10 protein-coding genes are annotated in these 12,205 nt (G+C 64.7%); 6 read left to right on the top strand and 4 right to left on the bottom strand.

The window, feature by feature from the left end:
* Nucleotides 1-83: 83 nt before the first annotated feature.
* Nucleotides 84-1,061, top strand: coding sequence for a Bug family tripartite tricarboxylate transporter substrate binding protein (locus ABIB00_RS24150; RefSeq protein WP_354106095.1), 978 nt, complete (start codon nucleotides 84-86; stop codon nucleotides 1,059-1,061).
* A 142-nt stretch (nucleotides 1,062-1,203) separates the two neighbouring features.
* Here ABIB00_RS24150 and ABIB00_RS24155 read toward each other — a convergent pair whose 3' ends face one another.
* On the bottom strand, nucleotides 1,204-2,889 hold the full coding sequence (locus ABIB00_RS24155; protein ID WP_247343211.1) for a methyl-accepting chemotaxis protein: 1,686 nt from the start codon (nucleotides 2,887-2,889) through the stop codon (nucleotides 1,204-1,206).
* Nucleotides 2,890-3,140: 251 nt separating this feature from the next.
* Between ABIB00_RS24155 and ABIB00_RS24160 the strand changes: the two genes are divergently transcribed.
* The 4 genes from ABIB00_RS24160 (at nucleotide 3,141) to ABIB00_RS24175 (ending at nucleotide 7,602) form a co-directional block, all read left to right on the top strand.
* Nucleotides 3,141-4,184, top strand: coding sequence for a C-terminal binding protein (locus ABIB00_RS24160; protein ID WP_354106096.1), 1,044 nt, complete (start codon nucleotides 3,141-3,143; stop codon nucleotides 4,182-4,184).
* An 86-nt stretch (nucleotides 4,185-4,270) separates the two neighbouring features.
* On the top strand, nucleotides 4,271-5,614 hold the full coding sequence (locus tag ABIB00_RS24165; protein WP_247447526.1) for an ABC transporter substrate-binding protein: 1,344 nt from the start codon (nucleotides 4,271-4,273) through the stop codon (nucleotides 5,612-5,614).
* A 139-nt stretch (nucleotides 5,615-5,753) separates the two neighbouring features.
* On the top strand, nucleotides 5,754-6,710 hold the full coding sequence (locus ABIB00_RS24170; protein WP_247343201.1) for a carbohydrate ABC transporter permease: 957 nt from the start codon (nucleotides 5,754-5,756) through the stop codon (nucleotides 6,708-6,710).
* Entirely contained in the window at nucleotides 6,703-7,602 is a 900-nt protein-coding gene (locus tag ABIB00_RS24175; RefSeq protein WP_456648463.1) for a carbohydrate ABC transporter permease, read from the top strand. The genes ABIB00_RS24170 and ABIB00_RS24175 overlap by 8 nt, the downstream gene beginning before the upstream one ends.
* A 252-nt stretch (nucleotides 7,603-7,854) precedes the next feature.
* Here ABIB00_RS24175 and ABIB00_RS24180 read toward each other — a convergent pair whose 3' ends face one another.
* Entirely contained in the window at nucleotides 7,855-9,537 is a 1,683-nt protein-coding gene (locus ABIB00_RS24180; RefSeq protein ID WP_354106097.1) for a mucoidy inhibitor MuiA family protein, read from the bottom strand.
* 179 nt (nucleotides 9,538-9,716) lie between these two features.
* Entirely contained in the window at nucleotides 9,717-10,337 is a 621-nt protein-coding gene (locus tag ABIB00_RS24185; RefSeq protein ID WP_354106098.1) for a response regulator transcription factor, read from the bottom strand.
* Between the two features lie 200 nt (nucleotides 10,338-10,537).
* Between ABIB00_RS24185 and ABIB00_RS24190 the strand changes: the two genes are divergently transcribed.
* Nucleotides 10,538-11,554: an AraC family transcriptional regulator gene (locus ABIB00_RS24190; RefSeq protein ID WP_247447523.1), complete on the top strand. Its 1,017-nt coding sequence runs from the start codon at nucleotides 10,538-10,540 to the stop codon at nucleotides 11,552-11,554.
* A gap of 13 nt (nucleotides 11,555-11,567) precedes the next feature.
* Here ABIB00_RS24190 and ABIB00_RS24195 read toward each other — a convergent pair whose 3' ends face one another.
* On the bottom strand, nucleotides 11,568-12,203 hold the full coding sequence (locus ABIB00_RS24195; protein ID WP_247447522.1) for a GNAT family N-acetyltransferase: 636 nt from the start codon (nucleotides 12,201-12,203) through the stop codon (nucleotides 11,568-11,570).
* Nucleotides 12,204-12,205 lie beyond the last annotated feature (2 nt).

Here is a 12,205-nt window from a genome sequence, read left to right on the forward strand (position 1 = left end):
ACAAGGCGACAAACTCGCGCCTTCCGATTTCAACGAGGAGACGCTAGGTTCCCCGCCAACGAAAAAAGAGGGAACGACCAGACATGCTTTCAGCGTTGATCCGAAACCTGCGTGCCGTCGGCACCGCCGCTCTTTGTCTCGCCGCCGCATCCGCTGCGCAGGCCGACAATTATCCGAGCCGCAACATCACGCTTGTGCTGCCGTTTGCGGCCGGCAGCGGCACCGACACCACGACGCGGCTGATCTCGCAGCATTTGTCGCAGGCGCTCGGCGTCGGCATCGTCATCGAGAACAAGGCGGGCGCCAACGGCATGATCGCCGCGACCTATGTCGCGCGCGCCGCCCCCGACGGTTACACGCTGCTGGTGACCACCAACACCACGCATTCGGCCAATCCCTATCTGCTCAAAAGCCTGACCTACGATCCGGTCAAGGACTTCACCCCGATCGCGCGCACCGGCGACCTGCCCTTCATGCTGGTGATCCACCCGGAGGTGCCGGCCAAGACCGTCGGCGAGCTGGTCGCCTACGGCAAGGCCAATCCCGGCAAGCTGAGCTACGCCTCGGGCTCGTCCTCGGCGATCGTGTCAGGCGCGACCTTTGCGCACAATGCCGGGCTCGACCTCCTGCACGTGCCCTACAAGAGCTCGCCGCCGGCGCTCAACGACGTCATGGGCGGCCGCGTCTCGATGATGTTCGTGGACATCCTGACCGGCCTGCCCCACGTCCAGGGCAACGCGCTACGTGCGCTCGCTGTCACGACGAAGGACCGCTCATCGCTGGTGCCGACCCTGCCCTCGATGCAGGAGGCCGGCGTGCCGGACTTCGACATCTCGTCGTGGCAGGGCTATTTCGGTCCCGCCGGTCTGCCCAAGGACATCGTGACGCGGCTCAACGCCGAGATCCGGAAGATCGTCGAGAAGCCGGAGATCAAGGCCCAGCTCGCCACCCTCGGCATGGACGCATTTTCGGGCACGCCAGAGCAGCTCGGCACGTTCGTGAACGAACAGCTGGTGTTGTGGGAGAAGCTGATCCGGGAAGCGGGGATCGAGAAGCAGTAGGACGGTCTCGTGCCCCGGACACGGCGCAGCGCGAAGCGGTGCGACGCAGAGCCGGGACCCAGAATGCGACAGGCATGGGCCCCGGCTCTGCAGCGCACCGCTGAAGAAGCGCTGCGCTGCGTCCGGGGCACGAGAACCTGTCTTACGCCGCGCGCACCTTGGCCAGGAAGCCGTCGACGGCGCTGCGCAGCGCGCCGGACTGGTTATCCAGCTCGCGGGCATTGGTCAGCACGTCGGTGGCGGCCGTACCGGTCGCTTCCGCGGCTGAGGTGACGCCGCCAATATGGGTGTTGATCTCGCTCGAGCCGGCCGCGACCGACTGGATGTTGCGGGCGATCTCGCGGGTGGCCTCGCCCTGCTGCTCGATCGACGCGGAAATGCCCGCGGTGATCTCGCTCATCTCGGCGATGGTCTGGGTGATACCGCCGATGGCTGCGACCGCATCGCTGGTCGAGGTCTGCATCGCCGCGACCTGGGCGGAGATTTCCTCGGTCGCCTTGGCGGTCTGGTTGGCAAGCGCCTTGACCTCGGAGGCGACGACGGCGAATCCGCGACCGGATTCACCGGCACGGGCCGCCTCGATGGTAGCGTTGAGGGCGAGCAAATTGGTCTGCGCGGCGATCGAGTGGATCAGCTTGACCACCTCGCCGATCTTCTCGGCGCCGGTGGAGAGCCCCTGCACCGTGGCATTGGTGCGTTCGGCGTCGTTGACGGCGCGGCTCGCCACCTCGGTCGAGCGCGTCACCTGGCGGGAGATTTCCGCAACCGAGCTCGACAGCTCTTCCGCGGCCGCAGCAACCGTGCCGACATTGCCCGACGCTCTCTGTGAGGCCGCGCCGACAGTCGCCGCACGCGTAGAGGCGTCGCTGGCGGTCGCGGTCATCGACTGCGCCGTGGCTTGCATGCCCGTCGCGGCCGAGGAGACCGAGCGGACGATGCCGTTGACGCTGCGTTCGAAGTCGCTGGCAATACCCTCCATCGTGCTGCGACGTTCCGCCGCGGAGCGATCCTTGGCATCCGCTTCGGTCCTTTCCAGACCGCGAATGCGAACGGCGTTGTCCTTGAATATCTGGACGGTCGAAGCCATCGCGCCGACCTCATCGCTGCGGCCGACACCGGGGATGTCGCCCTCGAGCTTGCCGTCGGCGAGATCCTTCATGCGGGTACCGAGCAGCGCGAGCGGACGGCTGATGCTGCGGCCGATCAGCCAGGCAACGCTGCCGGCGACGATCATGATGCCGAGCATGGCGAAGCCAAGCAGCCAGTAGACCGGGCCCATCTTGGCGTCGATATCGTCGAGATAGGCGCCCGTGCCGATGAACATGTCGAGACCGGGGACTGCCATCGCATAGCCGATCTTGCGGATCAGCGTGTCCTGACCGGGCTTCACATATTCATAATACAGCATCGTGTCGCCGTTGGCCTTCACGCCTGCCATCAATTCGCGGTTCAGCTTGCGGCCGTTGGTTTCAACGTCCATGCGATCGATACCGATCTGCTTGGGATCGGGCGCGAGCTGCGTGATGCCATCATAGGAGGTGCCGAACAGATAGCCGGCGCCCTTGTCGTAGGTCATCGCGTTGCCATAGCGCCGAAGCTCCGTCATCGCGGCGTCCTTCGTCAGCTCGCCGGCGTCGATGCGCTTCTTCAGCGTAATCGCATAGTTGCGACCCATCTCGACGATGGCCTTGGCCTGGTCGATGCGCGCATTCACCATCTCGCGCTTCATCAGATAGCCGGCAAGAACCCCGGAAATACACAGGCCAAACAAGGTGACGCCGACAAGAATGCCGAGCTTGGGGGCGATCTTCAGATTGCTCAATTTCACGGGAGGCTCCGGCAACAAAGGGATAAGGACGCGCGAGTGAGTCGGTCGAAATTAAATCGAGTTTTAGTGGGGACCCCTTAGCAACCTGTTACGGGACGCCCCGTAGAAGCCCGGAGAAGGGGTCGAACCGGTCGTATAAATCACCTCAACGACAACTGCGAATTGTACGCGACCTGCCCGATTTCGCGTAAAAGGCGCGAAGGCCCGCGCGAAGGCCGGGCCCCAACAAGAAACCAAATCGGGAGCAGGACATGCCGAAATACAGGGTGGTGACGCCGAAGGGCGCGAGCTTCACCGTCGCGAGCAGCGATTATTCCTACGAGCGCGAGGCGCTCGATCCGATCGACGCCGAGATCGTCGAGGCTCCTGCCGACGAGGCCGGGTTCATCGCCGCCGCGAGGACCGCCGACGCCATCTACGCCAAGGGCATCCCGATCACCAAGACGATCATCGACGCTCTGGAGACCTGCAAGGTCATCACGCTCGGCTCCGTCGGCGTCGACAGCGTCGACATCAAGGCCGCGACGGCGCGCGGCATTCCCGTCACCAACATCCCCGACACCTTCATTGAGGAGGTCGCCGACCATGCCATGATGCTGCTGCTCGCCGGCTTCCGCCGGCTGGTCGAGCAGGACCGGATGGTGCGCAGCGGCCGCTGGGCCGAGGGCCGGCCGGCGCTGTCGAAGATTCCGCGGCTGATGGGCCAGACGCTCGGCTTCGTCTCGTTCGGCCGCGTCGCACGTGCGGTTGCGAAGCGCGCGGCGCCGTTCGGCCTGCGCATGATTGCCTACGATCCGTTCATCCAGGAAACGCTGATGTCCGACCACGGCGTGATCCCGGCAACGCTGAACGAGGTGTTGTCGCAATCCGATTTCGTCTCGATGCACGCCCCCGCCCGGCCGGAGGTGCATCACATGCTCACCGAGAAGCACTTCCGGCAGATGAAGAAGGGCTCGGTCTTCATCAACACCGGCCGCGGCGCCACCGTGGACGAGGAGAGCCTGATCAAGGCGCTCCAGGAGGGCTGGATCGCCCATGCCGGCCTCGACGTGCTGGAGAAGGAACCGCCCTCGCACAACAATCCGCTGCTCGGCATGGAGAACGTGACCCTGACCGCCCATGTCGCCTCGGCCTCGGCACGGTTCGACGAGGCGCGCAAGCGCCGGGTGGGCTACGAATTGTCACTGGTGCTTCAGGGCATGTGGCCGGTAAGCTGCGTCAATCCGTCGGTGCTGCAAGACACCGCGCTCCGCCGCTGGCAGCCTGTCAGCATGGACCGCGGTCCGAACAGCTAGGCGGCCGGCTGCCAGGCGCGCCGGAAACCGAAAAGACCCTTCACCGGCGATCAACGCCGGGAAGGGAAACATATAGGGAGAAATCGATGAGGAACGACATCACACGTCGTGATGCCTTGGCGCTGGGCCTGTCCGCTGCCGCGATCGCGGCAACCGGTGCTCCGGCAAACGCCCAATCCGCGATCAAGGCCGCCGACGTCCCCGCACCGAAACTGCCGATCGAGAAAGGCGCAACCCTGCGCATGCTGCGACCGGTACGCTTCGTCCAGGCCGACGAAGACGTGTTCCGCGCCAATGCGGCAAAATTCACCAAGGAGACCGGTGTCGAGGTCAAGGTCGATTTCGTCGGTTGGGAAGACATCAACCAGCAGACGGCGGTGACCTCGAATTCCGGCGCCGGTCCCGACATCATCATCGGCTTCTCCGACGCACCGCACATCTATGTCGACAAGCTGGTCGAGCTGACCGACGTCGCCGACTATCTCGGCAAGCGCTACGGCGGCTGGCTGCCGCTGGCGCAGCGCTACGGCAAGAAGAACAAGAGCCCCACCTGGATCGGGCTGCCGTTTGGCGCCACCGCGGGGCCTCTGATCTACCGCAAATCGATCCTGCAATCGGTGGGCTTCGACAAGGTGCCGGAAGACCATGCCGGGATCCTCGACCTGTGCCGGAAGCTCCAGAAGGCCGGCAAGCCGGCAGGCTTCGCGCTCGGCAATGCCAAGGGCGACGGCAACGGCTTCGCGAGCTGGGCGCTGTGGTCGCACAACGCGGCCCTGCTCGACGAAGAGGGCAACGTCGTCATCAACAGCAAGGAGACGATCGCCGCACTGAACTGGGTCAAGCAGCTCTACCCGACCTTCATCGCCGGCACGACGTCATGGAATGACGTCAGCAACAACCGCGCCTACGCCGCGCAGGAGATCGCGCTGACCGCCAACGGCGTCTCGCTGTATTTCTCGCTGAAGAACGATCCCGCGACCAAGGCGATCGCCGACGACAGCGAGCATCAGTTGCTGCCGAAGGGCTTGGCCAAGGTCTCTCCGATGGCGGGCCTGACCCTGAACGCCATGGTGTTCAAGCACAGCCAGTACCCCAACGCCGCAAAGGCCTTCCTGCAATACATGCTGGAAAAGGACCAGTACGAGCCTTGGCTCAACGCCAACTCCGGCTACTGGTCCCAGCCGCTCGCCGCCTATGGCGAGGCCGGCGTGTGGGCGCAGGATCCCAAGGTGAAGCTGTTCAAGGACACAATGAACAGCACCTATTATGACGGCTACGCGGGCCCGATCTCGACGGCGACCGGTGCCGTCAGCGCCGACTATGTGCTGATTCAGATGTTCGCGTCCGTTGCGACCGGCGCGGCCACGCCGGAAGCCGCGGCCGCGGAAGCCGAGCAGCGCAGCAAGCGGTACTTCCGGCGCCAGAAATAACGCCCGACGATAAAGCGACCGTCATTGCGAGAGCGAAGCGACTGAGCAATCCAGACTGTAACTGCGCAGACAGACTGGATTGCTTCGCTTCGCTCGCAATGACGGATGTGGTGACAGCCTAGAACAGGACGCCTGACCGATGTCCGTGACCACCCTCTCCTCCCCCGTACTCGCACAGCGGCAGCCATCCTGGCTGGTACGCCTGTTCGACTACAAGCCGTTCCTGATCGTGATGTGCCTCGCACCCGCGATCGGGCTGCTCGCGGTGTTCCTGACCTATCCGCTGGGCCTCGGCATCTGGCTCGCCTTCACCGACACAACGATCGGCAGAAAAGGCGTCTACGTCGGCCTGGAGAACTTCCAGTATCTGCTCACCGATTCCCTGTGGTGGAACGCGGTGTTCTACAGCGTGGTGTACACGGCGATCGCGACGTTCGGGAAGTTCGCGCTCGGCTTCTGGCTCGCGCTGCTGCTCAACAACCATTTTCCGCTCAAGAGCCTGTTGCGTGCGATCATCCTGATGCCCTGGATCGTGCCGACGGTGCTGTCGGCGCTGGCGTTCTGGTGGATCTACGATCCGCAGTTCTCGATCATCTCCTACCTCCTGGTCGACGTGCTGCATTGGCGCACGACCAATATCGACTTCCTCGGCTCGCCCTGGCCGGCGCGCTTCTCGCTGATCGCCGCCAACATCTGGCGCGGCATTCCCTTCGTCGCGATCTCGCTGCTGGCGGGGCTGCAGACCATCTCGCCCTCGCTCTACGAGGCGGCGATGCTCGATGGCGCCACCGCCTGGCAGCGCTTCCGCTATATCACCTTCCCGATGATGATGCCGATCCTCGCCATCGTCATGACTTTCTCCATCATCTTCACCTTCACCGACTTCCAGCTCGTCTACGCCATCACCCGTGGCGGCCCCGGCAACTCGACCCATTTGCTGGCAACGCTGGCCTTCCAGCGCGGCATTGCCGGCGGCGAGCTCGGTGAAGGTGCGGCGATCGCGGTCTCGATGATCCCGTTCCTGGTGTTCGCGACGCTGTTCTCATATTTCGGCCTCGCGCGCCGCAAATGGCAGCAGGGAGAGAACAATGACTGATCTTGTCGCTCAACCGGCCACCGCCGACGCGAAGGCCGCGCCCGACACCATGGCCTGGGATTCCGGGCTGCGGCGGCTGATGATGATCTACCTGCCGCTCGGCTGCTTCGTGCTGATCCTGCTGTTTCCGTTCTACTGGATGGCGATCACGTCGTTCAAGCCGAACGCCGAACTGATGAACTACAAGGAGCACAATCCGTTCTGGATCTCCTCGCCGACGCTTGCCCATATCAAGCATCTCTTGTTCGACACCGCCTATCCACGCTGGCTGTGGACGACAATGCTGGTCGCGATCGGCTCGACCACGCTGTCGCTGATCGCGAGCACGCTTGCCGCCTATGCAATCGAACGCCTGCGCTTCCGCGGCAGCGCCTATGTCGGTCTCGGCATCTATCTCGCCTATCTCGTGCCGCCGTCGATCCTGTTCATTCCTCTCGCAACCGTGGTCGTGCAGTTCGGCCTGTTCGACAGCCCGCTTGCCCTGATCCTGGTCTATCCGACCTTTCTGGTGCCGTTCTGCACCTGGCTGCTGATCGGCTATTTCAAGTCGATCCCCTACGAGCTCGAGGAATGCGCGCTGGTGGACGGCGCCACGCGGCTGCAGATCCTGCGCCGGATCACGCTGCCACTGGCGGTACCCGGCCTGATCTCGGCCGGCATCTTCTCCTTCACGCTGTCCTGGAACGAGTTCATCTACGCGCTCGCCTTCATCCAGAGCGGCGCCAACAAGACCGTGCCGGTCGCGATCCTGACCGAACTCGTCACCGGCGACGTCTACCAGTGGGGGGCGTTGATGGCGGGATCGCTGCTCGGCTCGCTGCCGGTCGCGATCTTCTACTCGCTGTTCGTGGATTATTACGTGTCGTCACTGACCGGCGCGGTGAAGGAGTAACCGCGGCGGCGGCGTTGGGTCCGGTTTCACAAAACTGCAACACGCGATCTGCATAAGACGGCATCCGCTAACAGGAGACGCATAACAATCTGCCGTTCTCGTCCAGCCGCGATCCCAACAAGGCCGACGACGACGAGTTCATGCTGCTCGACGTCGCGGATTTCCTGAAGGCGAAGCAGGGCTCGGCTCTCTCGAAACCGAACCGGCTGGACGTGACCTGTCGATGCGCGCGGCGCCGCCAGTGGCCGGACTCTAGCCAGCCGGCACGATCACCATGCTCTTGTCCTTTGGCCAGCGGATGCGCCAGACGAAGTTGATGTCCTTGACCTCGGCGGGTTTGGCGTCGAACGACCATTCCAGCACGCCGCGCCGGTCGCGGATATTGCTTGCGGTCGGCGGCGTGGTCGCCGGCAGCATCTCCACCACGATGTCCTCGTTCTCGCTGACCGGCAGCTGATCCTCGATCGCAACCCTGATCGGGAAGTCGTGGCCGTTGCGGACGGTGGTTTTGAATGCGCGCTCGTCGGTCTTCGACGTTGTCACCAGGAGACCGGCCGAACCTTCGTTGCGCTTGAGCACGGCGCGCTCGACCTTGATCTTGTCGTCGGCGCCGAAGCCGAGCCGCACGATGTCGTCTTTGGCGGAGGCCGAGAGCTTGCCGCGGCCGACGAAGACGCCGTCGCGATAGATCGCGACCTTGCCCGGCAGCAGTGTCGCGTCATCCGTCTGCTTGAAGCTCGCTTCGAGGAAGGCGGTCGGGTCCATCACCGGTGCCGCGCGCACCATGAGATCGGCGGGCACGTTCATCGAAGCGACGCGCAGGCTCTTGGCGCCCTCGGCGGCGCCGAGGCTGACGCGGCCGGGAATCCTGAAGGTGGCCTGGAAATCGCCGATTTCGGCAACGGCCTGCTGTTCTTCGGCGCGTTCCGCAAGATCTTCCCTGGATCTGCCAGCGTAGGCGGGGGCTTCCACCTTTCGCTGCATCGGTGCCGCCGCAGGCATTGCCATATCGGAGACTGAACCCAACGCGCGCGGCTTCGGCACTTGCAAATACTGCGCGACCAGCGAGTTCAGCTCCGGCGCGCTGCCGCCACGACCGAGGCGAACCGTGGAGACGCCAAGCGTCACGTTCGACCAATCCTCGCCGGTCGATTGCGTGACCTCGGCGCGGCGGACCAGTTCGAGTTGCGGCTTGCGGTCCTTGGCGCCGGTATCGAGCCGGGCGTCGTAGAGCGGCAGCCAGCGCGCGTTGCGCACGGCATAGGTCACACGCAGCGTTGCCTTGGTCGCGGCCGCCGAGGCGACGTCAATGCGCACCTCGAGCTTGCTCGGCGGTTTGGCCGAGCGCTCGGCTTCGAGTTGCGCGATCTGGCGATCGATCTCGCGCTGTTTCCGCGTGGCATCTCGGATCGCGGTGTCGGCGGTCGCGATCTCCTCACCGACCGCGCCAAACGCCGCCCGCCATTCGGTGATCGGGCGCGCTTCGCCCTTTTCACCGAGCCCGGCGGGGGACGCTTCGGCAAACCGCTGCGCGAATTTGCGCCGCGCAACCGCCGCATCGATTGCTCCTTGCAAATCGGAGCGCTCGTCCTTGAGCGTTTCGATGCGCTTGTCGAGTTCGGACAGGTTGACCGGCGGCGCCGCACGCGGCGGCCGCGCATCGATCGTGCCGATGGTGAGTTTTGCGCCCGCCTCGCCTTCGACGCGGAGGGAGGACGGATCGAGCGAGAGCGGAAAATCCTTGGCGACCAGCGTGCTGTCGCCGGAGGCAACGTCCAGCGCGATGATACGGGTGACGGTGGCGCCATCGGGATAGACGGTGACGGTGTCGATCGCCGATGTGGCGTCGACGTCTGCGGCCCATGACGGCAACGCGGCCGCACTGGTCACCAGGACCAGACTCGTCGTCGCCAGATATTTTGCGATGATGCGCATAAATTTCCTCCCTGCCGATATCGCCGCGCCGCAGCCGGACGCGCGAAAAGATGCCGCGCCATGTGATGAGACGCGGCAGCGAAGGAACTGGTTCGATTGGGGTTTCCGTGGGGCGCGGCCGCGGCGGCACCAAGGCCGCGGATCGTGGCGTCCCGCGGCGAAGCTTTTGACTTGAGACTTTAGGCTTGGGTGGGCGAACCCTGGCCGAAGATGCGGCGGAGCAGATCGGTGACGTTCTTGGCTCCGGCCTTTTTCAGGATGCCGGCGCGATAGCCCTCGACCGTCCGTGCGCTCAAATGCATGCGTCGGGCGATCTCCTTGTTGGTGAGGCCGGCGGCGAGATGTTCGAGCACGTCGCCTTCACGCCCGGCCAGGGGTTCGCAGCCGGGCAGCCAGCGCTGTCGGTGAGAGCCGGGCTGTGCGAATTCGTCGATGGCGGCATCGATCCGGTCGACGATATCGTGGGTGCGGAACGGTTTTTCGATGAAATCGGCCGCGCCGCTCTTGATCGCGTCAACCGCCATGGCGATGCTGCCGTTAGCCGCAGTCACCAGCACCGGCGCCATGCAGTTTTCCTCACGCAGGCGCTTGAGCACGTCGAGGCCGGAGCGATCGGGCGGCATATCCAGCACCACGCAAGCCGGCATCCGCGCCTTGGCTTCCGACAGCAGAGACGCACCGTCGGCGAAGCAGATCACGTCATAGGCGCTGTGTTGGAGCGCGGTGGAAAGTTGTTCGCGGGAGACCGCGTCGGTGTCGATGACGAATACCTCACCCTTGGAAAGCATGTTTCCCGGCATGATCCCGATCCAATAATGTCTTGCTCAAATGATCCGAGACGGCCGAGGGCCTCATAGCGCCCCGCGTCGTGAGCACGGCATCCGCGCCAGTGCTTCGGTTTCACTTATGTATGTTCCACCCTGTTTCCGGATTTGACGGATCGGGACAGAAACTTTACATTTCGGGACATCTGCGGGAATGGCTGACTGGAACGGGTCGCATGACCGACCTCATTCGCAGCGCAGGCTTGAGCTATTACCCGGAGGTCGCCCGGTCGGTCGGGCTCGACCCCAAACAGATGATGCGCAAGGTCAGGCTGCCGCTGGCCTGCCTCGAAAAGCCCGACACGCCCATTGCCGTCACCGGTCTCCGCCGCCTGCTCGAATTGTCGGCAGAAGCTTCCGGGGCCGAAGATTTCGGCTTGCGGCTCGCCGAGCGCGGCGGGCTGACCAATTTCGGCGCGGTTGGCCTGATCGTGCGCGAACAGGCGACCGTCGGCGAAGCCATCGAAGCCTTCTCGCGCTTCATCCCCATCCATCACGACGGCATGAAGCTGGACGTCACCCGCAACAAGCAGACCGTGACCGTTACGCTGCATCTGCGTGGCCGCCAACCGACCGCGCCGCGGCAGTCGATCGACATGGCGCTCGGGAGCGTCCACCGCATCATTCAGTCGCTGTTCGGCAGCGATTGGCGGCCGCAGGAAGTTCACCTGCATTATCCACCGCCGCACGACCGCAAGCGCTACCGCGAGTTCTACGGCTGCCGTGTGACTTTCAATGCGGAGAACGATTCGATCCTGTTGTCGGCACACGACATGGAGCGCCGGATCCCGAGCGCGCATCCGCTGATCGCGAGCTATCTGCGCAAGCGGATCGAGGCGATCGAGACACGGCCGGCAAGCTGGGAGGAGAAGGTCGACGAGGTCGTGCGCCTCCTGCTCGCCAGCGGCGACTGCACGGTCGAGCGCGTGGCCGAGCACCTCGCCTGCACCCGCCGCACCATCCACCGCCACCTCGCCGAAGCCGGCACCAGCTTCTCGGCCATTCACGACACGCAGCGCGCCGATCTCGTGGTCCAGCTGATCGACGACCCTGACCGGCCGCTGGCCGACATCGCCGTGCAGCTCGGCTTCTCCGCACAGAGCGCCATGGCCCGCTGGTTCCGCGGCCGCTTCGGCTGCACCATCACCGCATGGCGCAAAGGCGTCCGGCCACCGGCGGCGGCCGCAGCCTGAATTTCAAGGCCGATCACATCGTCCGCACGAACATGCGAAAGCCCGGCGCGCCGATGATCGCCTCGAAGGCGGGATCGCGCTTCTCTTCCGCAAAGACAAATCCGGCCTTGGCGTAGGCGCGCTCGGCGGCCTCGTTGCCGATCAGGAACGAAATTGTCGCCCGGGCAAATCCAGCCGCACGGCCCTTCTCCAGCGCATGCGTAATCAACGCCTGCACCAGGCCGCGGCCGCGATAGGCGGGCTCGGTCGCGACATACTCGATCATCCAATCGCCCTCGCCGCCCTGAACCCAGCAGGCGCGCGTGTAGGCGCCGCGTTGGCGGATGGCGTCCAGGTCCGAAGCGGGGAGCCCGGTCGCAGCACCGACCTCCTCGATCGCACGCCACGCCGCGGGTCCCGTGCCCGCCGCAGGCACGGCGCAGAGCGCGGCGCCCGGCTGCCCGTCGATCTCGGCGACCAGAAATTGCGACACGTGCCACATCGACACCGCGCGCGCGACCGCGACGCGGGCGATGAAATCGCGGCACTGTGTTTCAGGCCAGCCGAGCGCAACGTCGAACCAGCCGCGCGGCCGGTAGCCGCGCTGCGATGACAGGATGGTTTGTGCGATAAAATCGGCGTCTTCAGGACGCGCAGACCTTATCGTCATGC

Source organism: Bradyrhizobium sp. LB14.3 (genome assembly GCF_040547985.1).
Lineage (GTDB): Bacteria > Pseudomonadota > Alphaproteobacteria > Rhizobiales > Xanthobacteraceae > Bradyrhizobium.

What these genes read in the sequence shown, in the direction of transcription:
- ABIB00_RS24150 (WP_354106095.1), top strand. Translation starts at nt 84, where the DNA reads ATGCTTTCAGCGTTGATCCGAAACCTGCGTGCCGTCGGCACCGCCGCT.
- ABIB00_RS24160 (WP_354106096.1), top strand. Translation starts at nt 3,141, where the DNA reads ATGCCGAAATACAGGGTGGTGACGCCGAAGGGCGCGAGCTTCACCGTC.
- ABIB00_RS24165 (WP_247447526.1), top strand. Translation starts at nt 4,271, where the DNA reads ATGAGGAACGACATCACACGTCGTGATGCCTTGGCGCTGGGCCTGTCC.
- ABIB00_RS24170 (WP_247343201.1), top strand. Translation starts at nt 5,754, where the DNA reads ATGTCCGTGACCACCCTCTCCTCCCCCGTACTCGCACAGCGGCAGCCA.
- ABIB00_RS24175 (WP_456648463.1), top strand. Translation starts at nt 6,703, where the DNA reads ATGACTGATCTTGTCGCTCAACCGGCCACCGCCGACGCGAAGGCCGCG.
- ABIB00_RS24180 (WP_354106097.1), bottom strand. Translation starts at nt 9,537, where the DNA reads ATGCGCATCATCGCAAAATATCTGGCGACGACGAGTCTGGTCCTGGTG.
- ABIB00_RS24185 (WP_354106098.1), bottom strand. Translation starts at nt 10,337, where the DNA reads ATGCCGGGAAACATGCTTTCCAAGGGTGAGGTATTCGTCATCGACACC.
- ABIB00_RS24190 (WP_247447523.1), top strand. Translation starts at nt 10,538, where the DNA reads ATGACCGACCTCATTCGCAGCGCAGGCTTGAGCTATTACCCGGAGGTC.
- ABIB00_RS24195 (WP_247447522.1), bottom strand. Translation starts at nt 12,203, where the DNA reads ATGACGATAAGGTCTGCGCGTCCTGAAGACGCCGATTTTATCGCACAA.